22 protein-coding genes are annotated in these 20,665 nt (G+C 63.7%); 8 read left to right on the top strand and 14 right to left on the bottom strand.

Annotated elements, in window-relative coordinates; translation table 11 throughout:
• Positions 1-91: 91 nt before the first annotated feature.
• Positions 92-1,009 (bottom strand): hypothetical protein, encoded by a 918-nt coding sequence (locus ACP150_RS20790; RefSeq protein WP_424968631.1) that lies wholly within the window; start codon positions 1,007-1,009, stop codon positions 92-94.
• A 577-nt stretch (positions 1,010-1,586) separates the two neighbouring features.
• On the opposite strand from ACP150_RS20790, the gene ACP150_RS20795 reads away from it, so the two are divergent.
• The 3 genes from ACP150_RS20795 to ACP150_RS20805 are packed head-to-tail and all read left to right on the top strand — an operon-like array spanning position 1,587 to position 4,793.
• Positions 1,587-2,495 (top strand): helix-turn-helix domain-containing protein, encoded by a 909-nt coding sequence (locus ACP150_RS20795; protein ID WP_424968632.1) that lies wholly within the window; start codon positions 1,587-1,589, stop codon positions 2,493-2,495.
• 22 nt (positions 2,496-2,517) lie between these two features.
• The gene (locus ACP150_RS20800; protein WP_424968633.1) at positions 2,518-3,849 is read left to right on the top strand and encodes an AAA family ATPase; all 1,332 of its coding nucleotides are present in this window, start codon (positions 2,518-2,520) and stop codon (positions 3,847-3,849) included.
• Positions 3,849-4,793, top strand: a complete 945-nt coding sequence (locus tag ACP150_RS20805) for a ParB N-terminal domain-containing protein (protein WP_424968634.1) — start codon at positions 3,849-3,851, stop codon at positions 4,791-4,793. The genes ACP150_RS20800 and ACP150_RS20805 overlap by 1 nt, the downstream gene beginning before the upstream one ends.
• A 1-nt stretch (position 4,794) precedes the next feature.
• Here the strand turns inward: ACP150_RS20805 and pqqE are convergent, their stop codons facing one another.
• From pqqE to ACP150_RS20865, 12 genes are all read right to left on the bottom strand, one after another.
• Positions 4,795-5,919, bottom strand: coding sequence for a pyrroloquinoline quinone biosynthesis protein PqqE (gene pqqE, locus ACP150_RS20810; protein WP_424968635.1), 1,125 nt, complete (start codon positions 5,917-5,919; stop codon positions 4,795-4,797).
• Positions 5,916-6,191 (bottom strand): pyrroloquinoline quinone biosynthesis peptide chaperone PqqD, encoded by a 276-nt coding sequence (gene pqqD, locus ACP150_RS20815; protein ID WP_424968636.1) that lies wholly within the window; start codon positions 6,189-6,191, stop codon positions 5,916-5,918. Before pqqD ends, pqqE begins: the two co-directional genes overlap by 4 nt.
• Positions 6,191-6,943, bottom strand: coding sequence for a pyrroloquinoline-quinone synthase PqqC (gene pqqC, locus ACP150_RS20820; protein ID WP_424968637.1), 753 nt, complete (start codon positions 6,941-6,943; stop codon positions 6,191-6,193). Before pqqC ends, pqqD begins: the two co-directional genes overlap by 1 nt.
• Positions 6,943-7,836, bottom strand: a complete 894-nt coding sequence (gene pqqB, locus ACP150_RS20825) for a pyrroloquinoline quinone biosynthesis protein PqqB (protein WP_424968638.1) — start codon at positions 7,834-7,836, stop codon at positions 6,943-6,945. Before pqqB ends, pqqC begins: the two co-directional genes overlap by 1 nt.
• A 26-nt stretch (positions 7,837-7,862) precedes the next feature.
• Entirely contained in the window at positions 7,863-7,961 is a 99-nt protein-coding gene (gene pqqA, locus ACP150_RS20830; RefSeq protein WP_424968639.1) for a pyrroloquinoline quinone precursor peptide PqqA, read from the bottom strand.
• Positions 7,962-8,065: 104 nt separating this feature from the next.
• Complete coding sequence (locus ACP150_RS20835; RefSeq protein ID WP_424968640.1) at positions 8,066-8,749, bottom strand: response regulator transcription factor; 684 nt, start codon at positions 8,747-8,749, stop codon at positions 8,066-8,068.
• 53 nt (positions 8,750-8,802) lie between these two features.
• On the bottom strand, positions 8,803-10,404 hold the full coding sequence (locus ACP150_RS20840; RefSeq protein WP_424968642.1) for an ATP-binding protein: 1,602 nt from the start codon (positions 10,402-10,404) through the stop codon (positions 8,803-8,805).
• Between the two features lie 54 nt (positions 10,405-10,458).
• Positions 10,459-10,719: a DUF6525 family protein gene (locus ACP150_RS20845; protein WP_424968643.1), complete on the bottom strand. Its 261-nt coding sequence runs from the start codon at positions 10,717-10,719 to the stop codon at positions 10,459-10,461.
• Between the two features lie 2 nt (positions 10,720-10,721).
• Positions 10,722-11,357 carry a DUF1826 domain-containing protein gene (locus ACP150_RS20850; RefSeq protein ID WP_424968644.1) on the bottom strand — a complete coding sequence of 212 codons (636 nt, stop codon included), beginning with the start codon at positions 11,355-11,357 and terminating at the stop codon, positions 10,722-10,724.
• Complete coding sequence (locus tag ACP150_RS20855) at positions 11,354-12,568, bottom strand: GTP-binding protein (RefSeq protein ID WP_424968645.1); 1,215 nt, start codon at positions 12,566-12,568, stop codon at positions 11,354-11,356. Before ACP150_RS20855 ends, ACP150_RS20850 begins: the two co-directional genes overlap by 4 nt.
• 3 nt (positions 12,569-12,571) lie before the next feature.
• Complete coding sequence (locus tag ACP150_RS20860; RefSeq protein WP_424968646.1) at positions 12,572-13,654, bottom strand: CobW family GTP-binding protein; 1,083 nt, start codon at positions 13,652-13,654, stop codon at positions 12,572-12,574.
• A gap of 136 nt (positions 13,655-13,790) precedes the next feature.
• On the bottom strand, positions 13,791-15,002 hold the full coding sequence (locus tag ACP150_RS20865; RefSeq protein ID WP_424968647.1) for a zinc ABC transporter substrate-binding protein: 1,212 nt from the start codon (positions 15,000-15,002) through the stop codon (positions 13,791-13,793).
• Positions 15,003-15,079: 77 nt separating this feature from the next.
• Between ACP150_RS20865 and ACP150_RS20870 the strand changes: the two genes are divergently transcribed.
• The 5 genes from ACP150_RS20870 (at position 15,080) to ACP150_RS20890 (ending at position 19,707) form a co-directional block, all read left to right on the top strand.
• On the top strand, positions 15,080-15,577 hold the full coding sequence (locus ACP150_RS20870; protein WP_424968648.1) for a transcriptional repressor: 498 nt from the start codon (positions 15,080-15,082) through the stop codon (positions 15,575-15,577).
• Complete coding sequence (locus ACP150_RS20875) at positions 15,574-16,347, top strand: ATP-binding cassette domain-containing protein (protein WP_424968649.1); 774 nt, start codon at positions 15,574-15,576, stop codon at positions 16,345-16,347. Before ACP150_RS20870 ends, ACP150_RS20875 begins: the two co-directional genes overlap by 4 nt.
• Positions 16,347-17,144 (top strand): metal ABC transporter permease, encoded by a 798-nt coding sequence (locus tag ACP150_RS20880; protein ID WP_424968651.1) that lies wholly within the window; start codon positions 16,347-16,349, stop codon positions 17,142-17,144. The genes ACP150_RS20875 and ACP150_RS20880 overlap by 1 nt, the downstream gene beginning before the upstream one ends.
• A 268-nt stretch (positions 17,145-17,412) precedes the next feature.
• Entirely contained in the window at positions 17,413-18,846 is a 1,434-nt protein-coding gene (locus ACP150_RS20885) for a PLP-dependent aminotransferase family protein (RefSeq protein WP_424968652.1), read from the top strand.
• Positions 18,847-19,200: 354 nt separating this feature from the next.
• Positions 19,201-19,707: a GNAT family N-acetyltransferase gene (locus tag ACP150_RS20890; protein ID WP_424968653.1), complete on the top strand. Its 507-nt coding sequence runs from the start codon at positions 19,201-19,203 to the stop codon at positions 19,705-19,707.
• Between the two features lie 6 nt (positions 19,708-19,713).
• On the opposite strand, the gene ACP150_RS20895 is transcribed toward ACP150_RS20890, so the two are convergent.
• Complete coding sequence (locus ACP150_RS20895) at positions 19,714-20,613, bottom strand: LysR substrate-binding domain-containing protein (protein ID WP_424968654.1); 900 nt, start codon at positions 20,611-20,613, stop codon at positions 19,714-19,716.
• Between the last annotated feature and the right edge of the window lie 52 nt (positions 20,614-20,665).

Here is a 20,665-nt window from a genome sequence, read left to right on the forward strand (position 1 = left end):
GCCGTCTTTGCGGCGTACCCGCGAGGGTAGCCGAGGAGAGGGAGTCCGCAAACACCGCAGAAAGTCTTAACTGGTGAAGGGGAGCCGGGGCCTAGATCTCGGGGCGTTGGCAACCCGGGGAGATGATCGCGGCAAAGCGCGGGTCCTGCATGGTGTGCTGCGCCTCGATGAGCAGGCGGTCATATTCCAGATCGATATATTCAATGAAGGCCGGATCGACAGTCTGATCCACGGGCGCCTGCGCCACCGCATGGAGCATGAACACATCAAATGCGCAGAGCCCGGGAGGGTTTGAGTTCAGCAGCGCCCGCATGAAGGCCCGGGATTCCCAGTTCAACCGGTGCAGGTTTGTGGGCAGTTCCTGGAGTTTCGACTGAAACTCTGCCGCGCGGTCAAAGAGGATGATATCCATGCCGAAGCTAAAGGACTGGAACAGCTCTTCGATCAGGATCGACTTGTAAAAAAGTGCCTCGAGGGCGCCGACCCGTTCCAAGGCCGGTTGCTTGACCATGATATGGGTGCCGAGCCCCCTGCGTCCGAAAAAGGTCTGCGCCATCGCGGGGGAGGACACCGCGTAGGCGCGCCGCTTGGGCAAGCCCAACTGATAGGTCTGGTTCAGCCAGCCAAGATCGTTCGACAGATCACCATTGGGGGGATAGCCGGAATAGAGCCGCAAAACGACCGTTCGCCCCGCCCCGCAAGCCGTGGCACTGCGACCCGCATACCGCATGGTCAGCGGCTTGCCGAAAACATGATGCGCGAGGTCGCGAAAGGCGTTGATAATCTCGAGCGATGCGGGATGGGGCCTCTCCCCCACGAGACACAGGCTGGCACCGGCCAGATCGCGGCCGTTGATATGGACCGGGATCGACATGTCCCGACCCACCATGGTCGTGCGCAACTCGTAGTTCCAGCCACGCTTGGCCAGATCGACAAAGCTTGCACGGTCAGCATGGGCGACCGTGGCAAACGCCACAGCGCATAAAACAGTCAGAAGCAGGGATCGCATAGGGGGCCTCCAATGCCCCGAACCTAGGGGGCTACCCCGCCCACGTCCAATTTTTCTGGATGTTCTCCGGGACGCGTAGCCGCTGGATCCCGGTCTCTGCCCAAGAGATTCGCAGAAAACAGGGGCGTTTTCGTGATTTATGCGCGATCCTGGACTGGCGGGGTCAGTCGACCAGGCCGCCAGCCTCAAGCGAAGGCCCTTGAAAACAAGGTATTTCGGCGGGCAATGCAGGGCGCAGCCCTCAAAAACAAGAATATCTTGCCTTAGTCTTGTCTTTTGAGGATATACTGCTCCTAATACCAAGAGTACGCGGCGAAAGACCGTGCATTGGCAGGCACCCCGTCACGGGACAAATACAGGCCCCTGATATGCTTGCGTCACTTCAGTGTGTGTTCCGGTCTGCGGAGCATTTGTCACGCATAGAGGAGAAGACGACCCTTCAAATGCCCGTGCCGAGCGGCGGCAACCACTCGGCACGGGCATGATCATAACCTAGCCGGCTATTCACATCTCATCTTCAAAATAGCCCGGCGAAACCCAACCCGCAAGCAAATTGCATTGCGGGAATGAGGAAAATATGTCCGAGCAGATCTCATTCAACCGCGACAAAGGCTTTGTCGCGCTCCCTGTGGGTGTCCTTGACATGGACCTGTCACCCGGGGCTTTTCGCACACTCGTCGAACTCTGCCGCATGGCGAACATGGAAGGCTATTGCTGGCCATCGCTCACTCAGCTCAGTGATCGTCTGGGTCGTTCAAAATCAGCCATCTCCGGCTATCTGAAGGAATTGAGGGGCGTGGGTCTTGTCGCCACCGAAGAGCAGCGCACGGCGAATGGCTACAACTATCGCCTCAAGTATCAGGTCACCTTCTGGGCGGACTGGCGCGCTTCCCTGAGCAATTCGCGTGCCCAGAAAGCTGAACGCAGCATTCAGCCTGTTGAACGCAATACAGAGGATAAAAATCAGAATCATGAAAACCAAACAAGGGTGGATGAATTTGATGATCTTTTGCGTGAATGGAGTCAGTGTTTTGGAAGGGCCCCCTATCCTCAGACCGAGCACGCGCCTGACCCACAGCTTGTGAGCGAGACGTCGAAAGCGATCAAGTTCGCCGAACCCAAGCCTATATCCGCGGATATAACGCCGGACCTAAAAACTCTTTTTGAGGGTCTCGGGGTTCGTATCGACAGGCCCGGATTGCATCTGGTTCAAACCCACCTCAGACGTCTCGATCTTTCCCCAGAGGAGTTGCAGTCCGTTTTGTGCCGCATCGCTAAGAAATGGCCCGGCCATTGGCGGAAACTGCCCACGGAAGCTCAGCTGGAGAAACTGCTGAAGGACACTGGGGTCCGGCCTCAAAGCAAAAAACGCGCGTTGCTCAGGAGCCATCTGAAACGGTGGAGAATGGCGGAAAGGAGCTTGCGTCACACCGCAGCATCCTGTTCTGTGAGAGCAGCTATAACGCCAGATCAACTGGCTTCTTGACCCTATATCCGTGGATATAACGATGGCATACGGGCAGTTCGAACAGTTTATCCGCAATATGACCCGGGTCATGGGGGCGGTAAACACCAAGCTTCAAAGGGATTTGACCCTCAGAACCCGCGTTGCGCGGCGTTTCTCTCTGGTCGAGGTGTCGGCGCTTTTGTCCGTGGACACAACCTATCTGTCCCGAATGTCGAACGAGGACCCGGCGTTTCCAGAGGGCGAGCGCCGCGGGCGGGAGCGGACCTTCTCCCCGTCTGAGATCATGAAGATCCGGGCGATCATCGGATCCAATCCTGCGGCCAAGCGGGCGTATCTTCATTGGCGCACGCCGGATCAGCCGGTCAAGGTTGTGACCTTTGGGGCTCAGAAAGGCGGGACCGGGAAATCCCTCAGCGCGGCCCATTTCGCGCAATATGTGAACCTCCATTACGGTCTTCGGGTTGGGATCATCGATGCGGATCCTCAGGCCACGGTGAGCCTCTATTTCGCGGATCAAAACCTGCCACTGTTCCAGCCTGACACGCCGACCTTGGCCGATTTCATGGGGGTCGAGGATCCGGCCGCCACGGATCTGGGCAAGCGCGAAGGCGCTGACCTTAACGCCATCTGGCAACCCACGCCCTGGCCCGGAATTCGGTTGATCCCAGGTGGGGCGAACATCCAGAACGGGGATATCAGCCTCTTTTTCATGTCGCAGCAGGCGAAGGTGCCGGTCTACCGGGTCCTGAAGGACGCTATCGATCTCTGGTCTGACGCCCATCCACCAGCCACGCGTCTGGACAGCTTGCGTCAGCCCGATGGAAGCTTCGATACGTCTGCCTTCGAGGCGGCACTGGCCGAGACCGTGGATGTGATCGTCATCGATCAGCAGCCATCGCTCACGCTGATGCAGCTCAACGGATTGATCGCCGCAGATAGCGTGGTGATCCCGCAAACGATGAAGGGCTTCGATCTTGCGACCCTGTCCACCTATGTGGCCAATATCGGGGAATATCTCGAATTCATCATGGGCTACGAGGCGGATATCGAGATCGGCGCGGGGGAGCATATGGTATTGCCCACGATCGTGCAGGAACAGAACAACCAGGACACGGATCAGATCCTGGATCTCTATCGCAAGGCACCGCGCGAGGTGATGCAGGTCTGGTACACGCGCTCGGATGCGATTGCGAATGCGTCCGAAGAGTACAAGAGCATCTACGAATACATGCCGCCCAAAACGCGCCGCGCATCGGCCAAGGCCTTCCTGGCCAATGCCAATGCGGTGAATGACGGGCTGGTGCAACGGATCTGGCCGGAGTTTCCCCCACGCGACTATGCCAAATCCTTCATTGAGGAGCGATGGACCTGATGGCACGCAAACGCAAACTCAACGCCTCTCTCGCCGATCCGACGCAGGAGCCGGACAGCACGGAACCTCCCAAGAGCAATATGGGGGGAATGTGGGCTGGGTCTGCCATGAACATGCTCAAGCAGCGGATCGAGGACGCGCATGGCTCGTTGCAGCAGGGCATCCTTGCCGGGACCGTCGCCTTGGAGCTTGAACCGGGGCAGATCGAGGACGCGCTGGGAAGCGACCGCCTCACCCCGTGGCAAGAGGATGAGGATTTCGCTGCACTCGTGGCCAACATCAAGCGGCGGGGGCAAACGCAACCCATTCGTGTGCGTCCGAAATCCGCGAAATGGGCTCCGGATTCTGATAACCCACTGGATACAAAAGACAAGTTCCTTTTGCAGTCAGGGCGCCGGAGGCTGGAAGCCTGTCGCGCGCTGGGGCGCAAGGTTCGGGCGGTCGTCTCGACGGAGCAGGGCGACAAGGCCCTTGCCGATCTTGAGGAGCGGTTTCACGAGAACACCATGCGGCGCAACCTCAATGGGTTCGAAGAGCTGGTCTCGGTGGGATTGCTGGCGCGGAGTCTTCAGGAGCTGACCCAGACCGAAATTGCCGAGCGTTTGGGGGTAGGGCAGGGGGATGTCTCGCTCGGGCTCGCATGCCTCGAGTACCGCGATGACATCCTGGCGCAGGTGGATATCACGACGACGCCGAAACGGCAGTACCGCGCCCTGCTGCCCAAGTTGAAGCGGGGCGAGCCGGTGGGGCCGGGGGCCGCGCCGCGCACGGCCTCCTCCCGGTCCTCTAAGTCCCGAGAGATTGCAGGGGTGCTCTACGAGGCCCAGAAGCAGCGGGATGGGTACCTCGTACAGGTCAAGCGGGCCCAGATCTCTGAAGAGGATCTGGACCGCCTGATGGATGAGATCGCACAGCTGGTTCAGAAATACGCCGGGCCCGAGTGATCTAGGTGGCGGGTTCCGTGTTCTTGCTGGGGAAGACACGGTAGACCAGCGGTGCATCCTCCTGCGCCGCGTGGTCGTCCGCCTGACTCTGGAGCGCGCCGTGATGGGGTGACTTCACGCAGACCGGGTCCGTCGCATTCGGATCCCCGAGGATCGCCATGGCCTGACAGCGGCACCCACCGAAATCGATGGTCTTGCGCTCGCAGCTTGTACAGGGCTCGGACATCCACTCCGTCCCGCGATAGGCGTTAAAGGCCGCGCCCTCGTACCAGATCTCGGACAGGCCCCGGTCAAGCACCGTGTCGAAGCTCAGATGCGGGATCGATTGCGCGGCGTGACAGGGCAGCACGGTACCATCCGGCGTCACGTTGAGCCCGGACGTGCCCCAGCCCCCCATGCAGCGTTTGGGATAGTCCTCATGGTAGTCTGCCGGGACGTAATCGATGACCAGCGTGCCCTTTAGCCGGGCCCGAGCCTCGGCCACGATCGCCGTCGCCTCCCGGGCCTGTTCGCGGGTTGGCATGAGCGCATCCCGGTTCTTGAGTGCCCAGCCGTGGAACTGAACCGTGGCGACCTCGATCCTGCGGGCGCCCATCTCTTGCGCCATCTCAAGCGCGCGCGGCAGCTGATGCAGATTGCGCCGGTGGAGCACTGCGTTCAGGGTCAGGGGAAAGCCGATGGCGCCGATCCACCCGGCCACCTGCATCTTGCGGGCAAAGCCGCCCTTGTAGCCGCCAATCTCATCGGCCATTTCCGGGTTCGTGCCCTGCAGTGACAGTTGGATATGATCCAGCCCTGCGGCATCGAGCTCGGCCAGCCGGCGTTCGGTCAGCCCGATCCCGGAGGTGATCAGGTTGGTATAAAGCCCCGCGTCGCGGGCCGCCCTTACAAGCTCGACAATGTCACGCCGCGACACGGGCTCGCCGCCCGACAGGTGAAGCTGCAGCACGCCCAGCTCCGCGGCCTCGCGAAAGACCCGGGCCCAGGTGTCCGTATCCAGCTCGGACTCCTTGCGCGCCATCTCGATCGGGTTGGAGCAGTAGGGACAGGAGAGCGGGCAGCGATAGGTCAGCTCGGCCAGCATGGCGATGGGGGGCGGGGGCGCGTTGGGGATCTGTGCCGTCATGCCTCGACATCCAGGAAACGGCGGTTCCGCAGGGCCATGAGGAACCCGGCACTATCCGCCGCGATCTGGTCCTGCGGGGCGTTATACGCCTCGGACAGGGCCTTGGTGATCTCGCCAAAGCTGCGGGCGCCGTCGATCTCGGACAGGATGGCATGGCCGACCTGATCGAGGGTGACCGCGCGCTCGGGCGCCAGCAGCACCCAGGTGTCGCGCACCTTGTCGAAATGTAGCCGCACGCCGCGGGGCAGGGCGGGGATGTCGGTGGCCTCCATCAGGAGGCCCGCTTGTGCTGGGCAAGGCCCTGATCGGGCTGCCACGCGCCGGGGGGGATCCGTCCCGGCTCCACATAGGCTGCACTCAGCGCATCGAGCTGGGCCCACAGGACGTCGGTCTTGAAGATCAGGGCATTCGCCGCCGCGTCCTGCTTTTCCTGCGTGTCCGCGTGATCGAGCACCCAGGACAGGCCAAACGCCACATCCTTGGGGGCCTCTTTCAGGCGGTTGCGGAAATAGCTGAGCGAGCTGTCATCGGCGAAGGCGTAGTTCTTCAGCAGGCCCTGAATGCGGTTGGCATGGATCTTGGGGGCGAAGAGCTCGGTCAGGGAGGCGGCCACGGCCTCCAGCAGGGTCTTTTCCCGCACGAAGCGCACATAGGCGTCCACGGCAAACTTCGTGGCCGGCAGCACACCCTCGCGGGAGGCGACATAGTCGGGGTCCAGCCCCACCGCCTCGGCCAGACGCAGCCAGCGGCGGATGCCCCCCTCATTCTCGGCGGTGCCGTCATGGTCCTCGATCCGCGAGCGCCAGGCCCGGCGCAAATCCGGGGTCTCGACCCGGGACATGAAGGCGGCGTCCTTCATGGGGATCGAATGCTGATAGTAATAGCGGTTGATCACCCAGGCGCGCACCTGATCAGGCGTGCAGGACCCGCCATGGAGCCGGTCGTGGAACGGGTGCAGGTCGTGGTAGCGCTCGGCACCGATCTGGCGCAGGCGGGCTTCGAATTGCTCACGGGTTTGGGCCATCAGGACACCTCCATACCGTCTTGGCCGATGATCCAGCCTGCGGCCTCGGCTTGCGCCTTTTCGACCGAACTGGGGCGGAGCACCGGGTTCGTGTTGTTCATGTGGACAAAGATCTTCTGGCGGATCGACAGGCCTGCGAAGGCTGCGAGAGAGCCGTCAGGGCCGCTCATGGACATATGCCCCATGCGCTTGCCTGTCTTGTGGCTGAGCCCGGCCTGGACCATCTCGTCATCGGCCCAGAGCGTGCCGTCGAAAAACAGAGTATCGGCCCCTTCGAGCCGGTCCCGCAGGTCGTCATTCAAGAGCGCGCAGCCGGGGATGTAGAACGCCGTCTTTTCCGCCGTTTCGAGGCGGACGCCCACGGTCTGGTCGCCGATCAGCTCGGTCTCGACCGTTTCGCCTTCGAGATAGAGGGGTACCTTGCCGGGGACGGGGAAGAGGGTCGCCGTCAGGCCCGGCGTCAGCTCGAAGGGCGTGTCCAGCGCGATGGTCTCGCGCGGCACCACATCGGCATTCACCGCGTTGAAGATCGGGTTTTCGGCCAGCACTTCGTGGATGCCCGCCGTTGCAAAGAGCCGAAAGGGCTGCATTTCGCGCAAGGTCAGCAGGCCGGCCACATGGTCGATATCGCCATTGGTGACCAGCACGCTGTGCAGAGGCAGTTCGCGCAGGTCGGTCGGGTGCAGGGCAGGGGTATCGGCGAGCTGGCCGCGAATGTCCGGCGATGCGTTGAGCACGGCCCAAGACACGCCGTCGGCGGTCACAGCGAGCGAAGACTGGGTTTGCGGGGGGATGGTGCCAGATCGGGCGAGATTGCAGTTGTCACAACCACAATTCCATTGAGGGAGCCCACCTCCGGCAGCGGCCCCTAAAATCTGCGCGCGGAATGCCATTCACGCCATCCCGCGCTGCAAGTGTCTTAGAACAGAACTTCGCGCTCTTCGTCGAAGTCCGGGCCGTACATGTTGATTTCCATACCGCACTCGATTTCGCGGATGATGGGCTTGGTCCATGCCATGAGTAGTTCCTCCCTCGGGGATCATTGCGTGTCCTTCCACGGTGGCAGAGTGACGCGGCGCAAGCGACTCTTATATTCTAAGAACTTCATCGCGTATGCCTCTCTCAGCTGTCGGACATGTCCGGCATATGCCCGGACAGGCAGAAGCCGCGATTGCGCACTGTCTTGATTTCAAACCCGAAATCCGCGGTTTCAAGCTTGCGGCGCAAATAGCCCACATAGACATCCACCACGTTCTCGTTATTGGCGCCTTCGGCGGCCCAGAGGGTGTCATAGAGCTTGCTGCGGGGCTGCGGGTCCTCGCCTGAAAGGGTCAGCAGGGCCAAAAGGTCGAACTCCCGCTCGGTCAGGGTCACGCTGTCCGAGCCGCTTGTGAGGCTGCGGGTCGCCGCGATCAGCCGCGCCGGGGCCGGGCGTTGCGCGGCGGCACGGCGCTCTTGCACGCGGAGGCGGGCGACAAGCTCATCGAAGTGAAAGGGCTTGATGACATAGTCATCGGCGCCAGCCTCGAGCCCGGTGGCCCGGTCTTCCACATCCGAAAGCGCCGAGAGCATCAGGATCGGCAGGGTCACGCCCTGGGCCCTGGCGGATCGGACAAGCTCGACCCCGGAATCCGACCCCAGCATCACGTCCACGATGGCGCCGGCATAGCTGCCCTGTTCAAGGCGGCGCAGGGCGCGGTCCGCCCGGTTCTCGGCCTCGGTCTCATAATCATAGAGGGCCAGCCCCCGGATGAGGGCCGAGGTGATCTCGGGGTCATCTTCGACAATAAGGAGTCGTGGCTTCATGGGCTCACTGTGAAAGTTGCTATCGCAGGTGACAACCGCGACCTTCTGACGTGCTAGGCGGCCTGCGCGGGCGGCAGCAGAACGGTGACCCTGAGACCCGGGTTGGACCCGAGCGCCTCGGCGCGGGGCAGGGGGCTTTGCAGCCGGATCTCGCCACCTTGGGCTTCGATCACCCAGCGGCTGAGCGCGAGCCCCACGCCAAAACCCTGAGCGCTGGAGGCACCGGGCCCCTGGGAAAACCGTTCGAACACATGCTCCTGCAGGGGCTCGGGAATGCCGGGGCCGTTATCGGTCAAAGCGATGCCGGTTCTTCCCTCCGCCGTCACGGGGCCGAGATGCAGTTGCGCGCCGCTCCGGGCGTGGCGGATCGCGTTGCGCACCAGCCCCACCAGCACCTGACGCAGCCAGTTGGGATCCGCGCTCACCAACGTGTCGGGACAGGGCGCGAGATCGAGCGTCATGCCCGCATTGTCCAGTTCGGCCCGAACCTCGCGGGTGACCGCGTCCACCAGCGTATCGAGCGCCACTGGGGTGCATTCGATCGCCAGCTGACCGGTTTCTGAACGTGCGAGGCGGAGCAGGTCGTCGATCTTGCGGTTCAGCCGCTCGGCCCGGGTCTCGATGGTGGCAAAGGCCTCGGCCGCTTCGGGCAACGCCTGCTTGCCGATCTGGGCCTCCATCAGGATGACCGTCAGGGGCGTCCGCAGCTCGTGGCTGACATCTGCGAAAAAATGGCGGCGGTTCTCGTCCGTCTTCTCAAGCCGGGCATTGGCTTCTTCGAGTTCCCGGGTGCGGGTGGCGATGGTCTCGTTGAGTTGGGCCCATTCCGCCTCGACCTCGGCCTGACGCGCAGAGAGGGCGGCTGCCATGCGGTTGGTTTGCTGGGAAAGCTGACCGATCTCATCCAGTCGGCTCACAGGCAGCACGCCGGAAAAATCGCCCCGGCCGATCTGGTCCGCCGCGCTGCGCACCGCGTCGAGCCGGTAGAATTGCGGGCGGATCAGGCCGAAATAGAAGGCCGCGACGCTCAGCCCCGCGGCAAGCGCAATGGCGAGGGCCATCCAGGCCAGTTGGGCGCGCAGGGCGTCGATGCCGGACAAGATTTCGCTGCGAAAGAGCCGCTCCGTATTGATCGCCTGCCCCAGCAATGGGTCGAAACTGGCCGCGAAACTGTCGATATAGCCGCGCAACCGCGCGGTATCCTGCGTGTCTGCCGACAGACCCCGGACGGTCTGATTCAGCGTCGCTTCCATGCGGGCCACGCCGAGCGACTGCGTGCCGTAGCGGGACTGCTCGTCGATGCCGAGGGCGCGGGCGGCAAGCACGGCGTCCTCCACATCTGTGTGGAGCAGGGCAAACGTGTCCTGTAACTGCCCAACCACTGGTGAGATCCGGTCGGCCCGGATGTCCGAGGGCAGACCGGCCTGAACGGCTTCGCTCGCCACAACGAGGAAGGTCGCCGCCTGGGTAGAGGCCGTCGCATAACGCGCCATGCGCTTTTCCGAGGCGAGCGCCGTGTCCAGCCGTTCGGCAACTTCGGTCAGACCGAGATAGAGGATCCCCGCGGTCAGGATCGTCGCCGCCCCGAGAAGAGCCGCCCCCAGCGAAAGGCGCAGCTTCAACGAGATTGCGGGGCGGGCGGGACCGGCTGTCATCCCGGTAGTGTTCGGGAAATTCTCTGGCGAGTGCAAGCGTCGCGGGGTCGTGGTCTAGCGCGCGAGGCTCTCCAACGGGTTGTCCCTGGCCAGTTTCGAGTGCTGCATCCGGTCCAGTTCTGCCAGCGCCCTGTCGGGATCCCCGGTCCGCGCAAGCGCGCGGTCATAGGCCCGCTGTACCGAGCGCGGGCGCCAGGGCAGGGCGGCATTGGCCAGCCATGTCCGCAGGTCCGGGGGCAGCCTGTCAAAGGCGCGCATCGGGTCTTCGGTGCGTTTGCGGGTGCGCAGGCGGGTTTCTCCGAGATTGCGGCGCATGATCAGGCATCCTCGACATCGAAGATCGGGTCCAGCACCAGCACGAGGCGCGTCTCGCCCGTGCCCGCGATAGGCGGCGAGCGGTGCAGAAAGGTCGTGCTGGTCTTGGCTGGCCAGAGAGAGCCGCGCATCACGATCGGGGCGCAGGCGGGCAGGGTTTCGACCGGGTCCGGATCACCCCCGTCCTGGGAGAGCCCATATTGGGTGCCGGTACCGCGATAGCTACAGACCAGCCGGGCAAAGATCGCATCCATATGAAACTTCGCGCAGGCATTTGTGGTCACCACATCGAGCCGCAGGCGCAGATAGGGCGCGCGCATCACCGTCGCGAACCGGTTCGCGAGCTCGGCGATATCCGCCTCGAGCCAGTCGCGTTCGGGACCCGTGGGCAGGCCATGGGTGTCGCCCAGCCGGGTCAGCGCGTCGGGCACGGCCTCGGGGCGCAGAACAAGCCGGGCCGAGGGCAAGGCATCGGGGTCGAGCCCGTCGATCCAGTCCTGAAAACCGGGTGCCGGCGCGCGCTGCCAGATCGCGGCGGCGCAGCCCGGGTCGCGGATCGCGTAGAGCCCGTTCATGGTGTCGGTTGTGACGACCGCGGCTCCGGCATCGTGGCGCGGGTGTGTGTGGGCGATGTTCATGCCGCATCCTCCACGCGCCGCCAGCCGGGGAAGGGATCCGACAGGTCCAGCGGCAGCTGGGCAGGGCCAGCGGCCAGGGTTTCCGGCACAAGGCAGGTGTCCAGCCGCGCCTTCAGGCTCGGCCAGTCGATCCCGGTACCAATGAAGACCAGCTCCTGACGACGGTCCCCCCAGGGCTCGTCCCAGTTATGCTCGATATAGGCCCGCACCGCGTCATTGTCGGGCCAGCGTTCCCGCGGTGCCGAGGCCCACCATGTCCCGATCGGGGCCACGGAGGAAAGCGCCCCGGCCAGCGAAAACTCCGCCACCCAGTTCGGGCGGGTCGCGATCCAGAAATGTCCCTTGGCGCGGATCACCCCAGGCAGGTCCCCGTTCAGAAAATCGTGGATACGCTGAGGGTCAAAGGGCCGACGGGCGCGATAGACATAGCTCGCCACCCCGTATTCCTCGGTCTCCGGTACGTGATCGGCAAAGCCATAGAGCTCCTTCGCCCACATCGGATGGGCATGGGCCTTGTCGAAGTCAAACTTGCCGGTGTTCAGGATCTTGTGGGCGGGGACCACGGAATGGTCCGTCTCGAGGATCTCGGCATCGGCGTTCAGGCTGCGAATGATCTTGCGCGCGGCATCCGTGCGTTCGGGGCCCGCATCCTCGACCTTGTTCAGGACTATCACATCCGCAAACTCGATCTGATCGGTCAGCAGATGCACGAGAGTTCGTTCATCTTCTGCGCCCGTGACTTCGCCCCGATCATGGAGGAAATCATGGCTCGAGAAATCCTGCAGCAGGTTCACCGCATCCACCACGGTGACCATCGTGTCGACCCGGGACACATCCGACAGGCTCGCCCCGGCCTCATCCCGGAAGTCGAAAGTCGCGGCCACGGGCAGGGGTTCCGATATCCCGGTGGATTCGATCAGCAGGTAATCAAACCGCGCTTCCCCGGCAAGGCGGCGCACTTCCGCCAGCAGGTCGTCCCGCAGGGTGCAGCAGATGCAGCCATTGGACATCTCGACCAGCGTCTCATCCGTGCGGCTGAGCTCGGTCTCGGCGCGCACCAGATCCGCGTCGATATTCACCTCGGACATGTCATTGACGATCACCGCCACCCGGAGCCCGTCGCGATTGTTGAGCACCCGGTTGAGCAGCGTGGTTTTGCCGGCACCGAGAAATCCTGAGAGGACGGTGACAGGCAGGCGTGGGTCGGTCATGGCCTAGGTCTCCTGGGGTTGGGGCTGAGTGGCGCGGAGCATGTCGAGGCTGCGCATGAGTTCCGGGCGGGTCATGTCCCGCGCGATCACGACGATGCGGGACCGTCGATCGCTGCCGCGCCAGGAGCGCAGGGGCACCGGGCGTTCGAAAACCTGTTGCACGCCGTGGAACACGAAGGGGATGTCGAGCCCTTCGAGGAAGACGATGCCCTTGACCCGCAACAGATCATTGCCGCGCAGGGCGGTCAGGGTGTTGAGCCACAGATCGAAGGCCGCATCGGTCAGCGGGTGCTCCAGCACCACGGAAACACTGCCGATCCGCTGATCATGGAGCGGTGCGGGCTCGGCCATGGGCGTGCTTGACGACAGGCCCGAGAGGTTGGCGAAAGGGTCCGCCTGTTGCGGAGTGGTCCAGGCCAGCGCGTGATCGACCGCGATATCCTCGCGGACGCTGGTCAGGTTCCAGAGCGTGTTTGGCGGCAGCTCCCCGAGGACCGGGTGCAGGATGGGGGCGGTCTCGTTCAGCGCGCGCAGACGCTCGGTCAGCGCCTTGGTCTTCGGCTCGGATGCGAGGTCCGTCTTGCTGATCAGGATCAGATCGGCCAGAGCGACCTGCGAGACGGCTTCGAATTGCGCATCGAGTGTGGTTGCGCCATTGACCGCATCCACCAGCGTGACAACCCCGTCGACCCGGGTGTGCCGCGACAGGGTCGTGTCCATCATCATGATCTTCAGGATCGGCCCCGGATCGGCCATGCCGGTGGTTTCGATGACGATGCGCTCGAATTGCAGCGCGCCGGCCTCGCGCCGGTCCAGCAGGCGGGCAATGGTTTCCGGCAGCTCGCCGCGCACCGAGCAGCACAGACACCCAGATTGCATCAGGACAACCTCGTCCTCGACCGACTGTATCAGGTCATGGTCGAGCCCCGCCTCGCCAAACTCGTTGACGATCACTGCGACCTTGCCGTCCGAGGCGTCTTCGAGGACCCGGTTCAGCAGCGTCGTTTTCCCGGCGCCCAGAAACCCGGTGAGCAGGGTCACGGGAACGCGCAGGTCAGTTGGGGCGGGGGCAGGGGAGTCGGTCATCGGGGCGCTCGGAGCTGATGTAATAACATTTCAATTCATGGGCAGATAGTGGTTGTGAAACTCTGGATGTGCCCCGGCGGGCGTTTCGCCGGGGGCAATCATTGGCGGCCCTGCAAATGCGGGCCGCCTCAAAGGGTCAGAAGCAACCGGCCAGCGCGGTGGCCATGTTGCGGATCATTTGCGGATAGAGATCGGCCCCGAGCTCCAGATCCGCGCCAAGCGGATCGATTACCGCGGTGTTGGCCGAGCTGCCGTCGAGCACGGTGGTCACAAGACCCGGGTTGAACTGAGGTTCGGCCAGCACGCATTGAATGCCTTCATTCTGCACACGGCCCTGTACCTCGGCGATGCGCGCCGGGCTCGGGTCCGCTGCATCCCCGAGCGAGATCGCCCCGGAGGCGGGGAAGTCGAAGTCCATTTCGAAATACTGATACGCATCGTGGAAGGAGATGAAACGACCGCCCTTCACGGGCTCCAGAATGGCGGTCACCTCGGTAATGAGCGCGTCCATTTCCGCACGGGCCTCGGCGGCATTGGCGAAATAGGTGCCTGCATTCTCGGGGTCGGCGGCCGAAAGCTTGGCTGCGATCACGTTCAGCCAGGTTGCTGCATTGGTCGGCGAGAGCCACGCATGGGGGTCATGGTCACCGTGGTCATGGCCTTCATGGCCATGTGCATCGTGGTCGTGGCCGGCATGCTCCTCATGATCGTGTTTGTCGTGATCGTGCTCAGCATGGTCTTCGTGATCATGGGCATCATGATCATGCTCTGCGTGCTCTTCATGATCGTGTTCATCATGGTCATGCTCGGCATGGTCCTCGTTCGCATGCTTGTTATGATCGTGCTCATCATGGGCGTGCTCGTCGTGGTCGTGGTCGTGGTCGTGAGCCTCGGCCTTGGCTTCCATGTGGCCGTGCTCGTGATCATGATCCTCGTGGTCCGCGTGTTCCTCATGCCCATGCTCTTCATCCCCGTGATCATGGGCTTCGAACAGGGCGCCCTCCCGGAAGTCATGGAGGATCGTGCCTTCGGCCTCGAGCAGGGCTGTCACCGAGGCAGTCGCGGCCAGCGTGTCCACGGCATCTTCGAGCCAGGGCGTCAGGTCCTCACCAAGCCAGAACACCAGATCTGCATCCTGAAGCGCCTTGGCCTCGGATGGGCGCAGGTTGTACTGGTGGGGCGAGGCCCCCGCCGGGATGACAAGGTCCGGAGACCCCACACCAGCCATGACCCGCGCAACGAGCGAGTGGACCGGCGCGATGTCCGCAGCCACACTGGGGGCGTCGGCCACTGCCGTGCCCCCCAGCAGGGCAGCCGACAGGGAGAGCGGGAGAAGCATTCTGGACATTGGAACCTCTGCGTGATCTTATAACATTTCGATCTCGGTATATGATATAAGATAACATGACAAGAGAGAGGGAGCAGATGTCCGGTGAAAATCCCGCGCCCGTCGGCTTTGAACAGCACGATCATGCCGCCTGTGTCGGTACTGGGCTGGCCGCCGCTGAGGCGCGCTGCGCGGCCGAGGGTCTGCGCCTGACACCGGTGCGCCGCAAGGTGCTCGAGATCCTGTTGCAGGAGCATCGCGCGCTCGGGGCCTATGCGATCCTCGACTTGCTGCGCGAGGCGGGGTTCGGATCACAGCCGCCCGTGGCCTATCGCGCGCTGGATTTTCTGGCCGAGCATGGGTTCGTCCACAAGATCGAGCGGCTCAACGCCTTTGTCGCATGTGCCCATCCCGGAACCTCCCATATGCCTGCCTTCATGATTTGCCGCCTCTGCGAAGCCGTTGCCGAAACCCGATCCACCCCCGCCCGGGGCTCGCTGGGCGAAGCCGCGCGGGCGGCCGGGTTCCAGATCGAGCGCACGGTCGTCGAGGCCGAGGGCGTCTGCCCCAAATGCATCGACAAGGTCGGCTCATGAGCCTGATCTCTGTCCAGAACCTGAGCGTCCGCTATGGCGCCAATACCGTGTTGCAGCATGTCTCGCTTGACCTGTTTCGCGGCGAGATCGTCACGATTGTGGGCCCGAACGGGTCCGGCAAGACGAGCCTGTTGCGCGCGATCATCGGGGCAGCCACCCCGGCGAGCGGGACAGTCACGCGCCAGCCGGGGCTCAAGATCGGCTATGTCCCGCAAAAGCTGCATATCGATCCGACGCTTCCGATGACCGTCTCGCGCTTCATGCAGCTGACGGATCGTGTGTCCCGTGTGGCATGCAAGGAGGCGCTGGAGGCCGCGGGCGTGCCGGACCTGCTGAAGCGGCAGATGTCCCAGCTCTCGGGGGGGCAATTCCAGCGGGTTTTGTTGGCGCGGGCGCTGATCAATCAGCCGGATGTGCTCTTGCTGGATGAGGCAACCCAGGGGCTCGATCAGCCGGGATCGGCCTCGTTCTATCGACAGATCGAGACCGTGCGGCGCGAGACCGGCTGTGCCGTCCTAATGATCAGCCATGAACTGCACGTGGTCATGAGCGCATCGGACAGGGTGGTCTGTCTGAACGGGCATATCTGCTGTCAGGGCGCGCCTGCCGTGGTGGCGTCGGCGCCGGAATACCGGGCGCTGTTCGGCACCGGGACGGGCGGCGCGCTGGCGCTGTACCGGCACGACCATGACCACGACCACAGCCACGATCATCTGCACGACCATGCCCATGATCACGACCATGCGCATAGCCACGAGGCCGCCCAGTAATGCTCGACGATTTCATGACCCGCGCCACGTTGGCCGGGGTTGGTGTGGCCTTTGCGGCGGCCCCTTTGGGGTGTTTCGTGGTCTGGCGCCGGATGGCCTATTTCGGCGACGCCACGGCCCATGCGGCGATCCTTGGCGTGGCGCTGTCTCTGGCGCTGCAAGTGTCGGTCTTTGCCGGGGCGATGATTGTCGCGCTGATCATGGCGATGACCGTCACCCTGCTGGCTGGGCGCGGCTATGCGATGGATACGCTGCTGGGCGTGCTGGCCCATTCGGCCCTCGCATTCGGTCTGGTGGCGGTGTCCTTCCTGTCAGGCATCCGGATCGACCTGATGGCCTATTTGTTCGGCGACATCCTTGCGGTGTCGCGTTCGGATCTTCTGGTGATCTGGGGGGGCGCGGCCCTTGTGGTGGCCCTGATCGTGTGGCGCTGGTCGCCGCTCTTGACCTCGACGCTGAACCACGAGCTGGCCTATGCCAGCGGGCTGGACCCCAAGCGCGAGCAGTTGATCCTGACCCTGTCCCTCGCGATCACGGTTGCGGTCGCGATCAAGGTGGTGGGGGTTCTGTTGATTGCAGCCATGCTGATCATACCAGCTGCTGCGGCGCGCGGTCTTGCGCGGACACCCGAAGCCATGGCCGGGATTGCGGCTGCCATAGGCGCGCTCTCGGCGGTGGCAGGGTTGCAGAGCGCTTATCTGCTCGACACGCCCGCGGGGCCTTCCATCGTCTGCGTTGCGGCGATCCTCTTTGCGGCGCTCAACCTCGTGAGCTGGCGTAAGCAAAGCGGGACGTGAGGCTGGCCGAAAGAGTGAGACCGTCTCGCGGGTAATCAGAGTTATGTAACTTTTCAGGCTTCCGAGCCGACCCAGAGCCCATCAAGACCGGAGCGCGGTAACCCGGCGCAACACGATGTCAGCTTGAACCGTTATCGACTTCTTCGAAGAGCAGGATCGCCATATCGCAGGCGCGCACCGCTCAGGTCACTCTTGCTGACCTTTCTGGCTTGAATGATCGCGGTTCAGCCTTCAAGCTAGTCTCAGATTTATCCGAAAAGCTGTCCAGATGATAGAACCACTTGAGATCGCCGCCCTGATCGAGAAATACGCGCCCCCCGATGTGGGAAAGGTCAGCGCCCTGCGTCTGGCCATTCGGCGGGGCGTGACCGAACAGGTTCTGAGGCCGCAGGATGAACTGCCCTCTACGCGCAAGGCGGCCCATGCTCTGGCGATGTCGCGGAATTCGGTGATCGAGGCCTATGAGGGTTTGCAGGCCGAAGGCGTGATTGAGACCCGGCGCGGCGCGCGCCCCAGGGTCTGCGCCCTGCCCGAGTTGCAGCCCAAGCGCACAGCCCGACAAACTGCGATTTTCCTCTCCGAGCGGGGCCGGGCCCTCAGCGCGGATCACCGCGCAGGCTACGAAACGGGCAAGGTTGAGGCGTTTGCGCCGGGCCTGCCGGATCCCAGCCTGTTTCCTCGCGACGATTGGGCGATCTGCCTGAGGCGCGTGGCTCGGCGCAATCGTGGCGGGCTCGACATGTATGAATCGTTCCAGGGCCTGCCGCTCCTGCGCGAGGCGCTCGCGCTGCATCTCAAGCGCAGCCGCGGCGTCTCTGTCTCGCCCGAGCAGCTCTTCATCCTGCCCTGCACGCAAAGTGGCATGTCGCTGATAACGGATCTGCTCAGCGATCCCGGCGATACGGTCGTGATGGAGGATCCCTGCTATGCAGGCGGCAAGGCCCTGTTCGAGGCGAAGGGCCTTAGGACGCGTGCTTTGGCTCAGAATCTGCGCCGGGCCGAAACGACGGAGCGGACCCGGCTGATCTATGTCACGCCGTCGACGCAATACCCGACCGGAACCCGGATGCAGCTCGCGCGGCGGCTGGATGTTCTTGCCTTCGCCGAGGCGCAGAATGCCATCGTGATCGAGGATGATTATGACGGTGATTTCGTCTGGAAAGGCGCGGATGTGCCACCCGTCTTTGCCTTGGACAAGGCGGCGTCCGTGGCGCTCCTTGGGACCCTGTCCAAGAGCCTGATGCCGGCCATGCGCCTGGGATGGCTGATCGTGCCGCCGGATCTGGTGGCGCCTGTGCGCCGCGCCCACCGCGCGATCGGGGCCAGCGTGAACACCCATGTTCAGGCCGCCATGGCAGAGTTCATCAGTTCCGGTCGTTTCGCGCGACATCTCAGGACGACGGCACGGATCTATCAGGATCGGATGCTGTGCCTCACGGATGCGCTGCACAGTCGTTTGGGCGCGGATATCGCGGTCTCGAAACCGGATGGCGGGCTGCAGATCTGCCTGCGCTTGCCCGACGGCACGGATGATGGCCGGATCAAGGACCACCTCTGGGCACGGGGGTTTCAGGTCCTGCCCCTGTCGCGGCTCTGCATCGACAGCCCGGCGCGTGGCCTCGTCATCGGATTTGCGCGGGCAAACCCGAGTGCCGCCGCGCGTTTGGCCACCGCCATTGCAGAGGCCCTGCCCGAGCTGTGAGAGGGCCGTCCTGACAAGTGGTCCGCGGATTTCCCCCAAAGCTGTCCCTGCAGGTGCCTGCCTGACCGGGTAAACTGCGCGTATTCGACCCATAACAGGAGCCTGCCCGATGCCCTTCGCGCTTATCCCGCGCCGAGCGGAACAGGATGGATCCCATCGCTGGGCGATCTGGGATGGGGTCGGCGCACTGCGTTCGATCAGTTCGCAGCGGATAGCAACCGCAACTTTAGGCAGGCTACCAAGGAAAACTGGTTTGCTCGCCACGGGGTCGGGCACCACGCTTGAGCGCGCTTTTTGTCGGTTTGCGCCTTGGCGGGACGGCCCGCTTGGTTTGGAACCCCGCCGGGCGCTCACATGACGGGCGCGGCCCGACCTCACGCTGTGACGGCGGTCGCCTTTGAAGCGCTGGCTGCCAGAGATCTGGCGGCACTTGCCGCGCTGAGCGTGACGCCGGACCAAGAAGAGTTCGGAGGCAGTTTCGATGCCTCGCTCGCGGAGTGGCGGACATCCGAGCCCCGGTGCCTGTTGGGGTTGGCTTTTCTGCGGGACGAAATGCCGATCGGTTTGGTCCTGTTAAAACGACCACCGCTTTCGCCGGACTGGGTTGCGCGTGATGCGGTGTCGCTCCACGGGTTCAAGATCGCTACGCCCTATCAGGGCGGTGGTCTGGGGTGGAAGGCTCTGGAATGCGCGGTTGAGACCGTGTCGCGGCACTGGTCCGATGCCCGCCGGCTCTGCCTCGCGGTCGATGCGGAGAATGCCGCTGCGCTGGCACTCTACCGTGGCGCGGGAATGCAAGACAGTGGCGCAGCGCATCAGGGCCGTATCGGGGTCGAGTATCGCCTGAGCCTGACCCTCTGATCATGCTTATGTCGCGGCGAAGGCCGCAATGGTCCAGTCCCGCACCGCGATCAGGGCAGCGGTCGGTTCCAAACCCTCCGGGTACACAAACCAGTAGGCGTAGCGCGCCTTCAGGTGGGTGGGAAACGGCGCCACCAGCCGCCCCGCCGCAATGTCCTCGGAGATCAGGTGGGACCGCCCGAGAGCGACGCCGTTGCCCTCGATGGCGGCCTGCAAGATGGTGGTGTCATCGCCGAGGCGCGGTCCCTCCGGGGGCGGCATTGGCACGCTGGCGGCGGCGCACCATTCCGGCCAATCCTCCGGAATGTCCCCATGCAGAAGCGTCGCGCGTGCGAGATCCGCGGGGGCATGCAAGGCGTGGTCCCGAACATAGCCGGGGGCGGCGACCGGTGTGACGGTTTCCTCCGCAAGCGGGTGCGCCACCAGCCCGGGCGCGGGCTTCGGTCCATACCGGATGGCCGCGTCGATCCCCTCGGCGGCAAAGTCCACCAGATGGCGCGATGCGCTGACCCGCAGGTCGATATAGGGATGGGCTGACACGAACCCGCCAAGCCGGGGCGCCAGCCATTTCGCGGCCACCGATGGCAACATCGAGAGCGTGACGACCGCCTGCGCGCTGGCCACCTCAGCCACGGCCCGGCGCGCATCCGCCAGCGCGGGGGATAAACCTGCGACGAGGCGGCCACCTGTGGGGGTCAGGCTGAGCCGCGCGCCCCGGCGCAAGAACAGCACGACCCCGATCATCGACTCGAGATCCGCCACTTGGCGCGACACCGCGCTCTGGGTGATGCCGAGCGCGCGCCCGGCCGCGGTGAAATTGCCATGCTCGGCCGCCGCCACAAAGACCTCGAGGCTCCGCAAGGAGGGGCGCGGGTCTGGCCGCCGATCATGATGAGAAAAACTCATGTTGAGATCGTAAACTACTCATTTCGTCAAATCAATTCGGGGCAATAGCATG

The sequence above is a fragment of the Dinoroseobacter sp. S375 genome, from assembly GCF_049800775.1.
In the GTDB taxonomy this organism is placed as follows: domain Bacteria; phylum Pseudomonadota; class Alphaproteobacteria; order Rhodobacterales; family Rhodobacteraceae; genus Dinoroseobacter.

What these genes read in the sequence shown, in the direction of transcription:
- ACP150_RS20790 (WP_424968631.1), bottom strand. Translation starts at nt 1,009, where the DNA reads ATGCGATCCCTGCTTCTGACTGTTTTATGCGCTGTGGCGTTTGCCACG.
- ACP150_RS20795 (WP_424968632.1), top strand. Translation starts at nt 1,587, where the DNA reads ATGTCCGAGCAGATCTCATTCAACCGCGACAAAGGCTTTGTCGCGCTC.
- ACP150_RS20800 (WP_424968633.1), top strand. Translation starts at nt 2,518, where the DNA reads ATGGCATACGGGCAGTTCGAACAGTTTATCCGCAATATGACCCGGGTC.
- ACP150_RS20805 (WP_424968634.1), top strand. Translation starts at nt 3,849, where the DNA reads ATGGCACGCAAACGCAAACTCAACGCCTCTCTCGCCGATCCGACGCAG.
- pqqE (WP_424968635.1), bottom strand. Translation starts at nt 5,919, where the DNA reads ATGACGGCACAGATCCCCAACGCGCCCCCGCCCCCCATCGCCATGCTG.
- pqqD (WP_424968636.1), bottom strand. Translation starts at nt 6,191, where the DNA reads ATGGAGGCCACCGACATCCCCGCCCTGCCCCGCGGCGTGCGGCTACAT.
- pqqC (WP_424968637.1), bottom strand. Translation starts at nt 6,943, where the DNA reads ATGGCCCAAACCCGTGAGCAATTCGAAGCCCGCCTGCGCCAGATCGGT.
- pqqB (WP_424968638.1), bottom strand. Translation starts at nt 7,836, where the DNA reads ATGGCATTCCGCGCGCAGATTTTAGGGGCCGCTGCCGGAGGTGGGCTC.
- pqqA (WP_424968639.1), bottom strand. Translation starts at nt 7,961, where the DNA reads ATGGCATGGACCAAGCCCATCATCCGCGAAATCGAGTGCGGTATGGAA.
- ACP150_RS20835 (WP_424968640.1), bottom strand. Translation starts at nt 8,749, where the DNA reads ATGAAGCCACGACTCCTTATTGTCGAAGATGACCCCGAGATCACCTCG.
- ACP150_RS20840 (WP_424968642.1), bottom strand. Translation starts at nt 10,404, where the DNA reads ATGACAGCCGGTCCCGCCCGCCCCGCAATCTCGTTGAAGCTGCGCCTT.
- ACP150_RS20845 (WP_424968643.1), bottom strand. Translation starts at nt 10,719, where the DNA reads ATGCGCCGCAATCTCGGAGAAACCCGCCTGCGCACCCGCAAACGCACC.
- ACP150_RS20850 (WP_424968644.1), bottom strand. Translation starts at nt 11,357, where the DNA reads ATGAACATCGCCCACACACACCCGCGCCACGATGCCGGAGCCGCGGTC.
- ACP150_RS20855 (WP_424968645.1), bottom strand. Translation starts at nt 12,568, where the DNA reads ATGACCGACCCACGCCTGCCTGTCACCGTCCTCTCAGGATTTCTCGGT.
- ACP150_RS20860 (WP_424968646.1), bottom strand. Translation starts at nt 13,654, where the DNA reads ATGACCGACTCCCCTGCCCCCGCCCCAACTGACCTGCGCGTTCCCGTG.
- ACP150_RS20865 (WP_424968647.1), bottom strand. Translation starts at nt 15,002, where the DNA reads ATGTCCAGAATGCTTCTCCCGCTCTCCCTGTCGGCTGCCCTGCTGGGG.
- ACP150_RS20870 (WP_424968648.1), top strand. Translation starts at nt 15,080, where the DNA reads ATGTCCGGTGAAAATCCCGCGCCCGTCGGCTTTGAACAGCACGATCAT.
- ACP150_RS20875 (WP_424968649.1), top strand. Translation starts at nt 15,574, where the DNA reads ATGAGCCTGATCTCTGTCCAGAACCTGAGCGTCCGCTATGGCGCCAAT.
- ACP150_RS20880 (WP_424968651.1), top strand. Translation starts at nt 16,347, where the DNA reads ATGCTCGACGATTTCATGACCCGCGCCACGTTGGCCGGGGTTGGTGTG.
- ACP150_RS20885 (WP_424968652.1), top strand. Translation starts at nt 17,413, where the DNA reads ATGATAGAACCACTTGAGATCGCCGCCCTGATCGAGAAATACGCGCCC.
- ACP150_RS20890 (WP_424968653.1), top strand. Translation starts at nt 19,201, where the DNA reads ATGACGGGCGCGGCCCGACCTCACGCTGTGACGGCGGTCGCCTTTGAA.
- ACP150_RS20895 (WP_424968654.1), bottom strand. Translation starts at nt 20,613, where the DNA reads ATGAGTTTTTCTCATCATGATCGGCGGCCAGACCCGCGCCCCTCCTTG.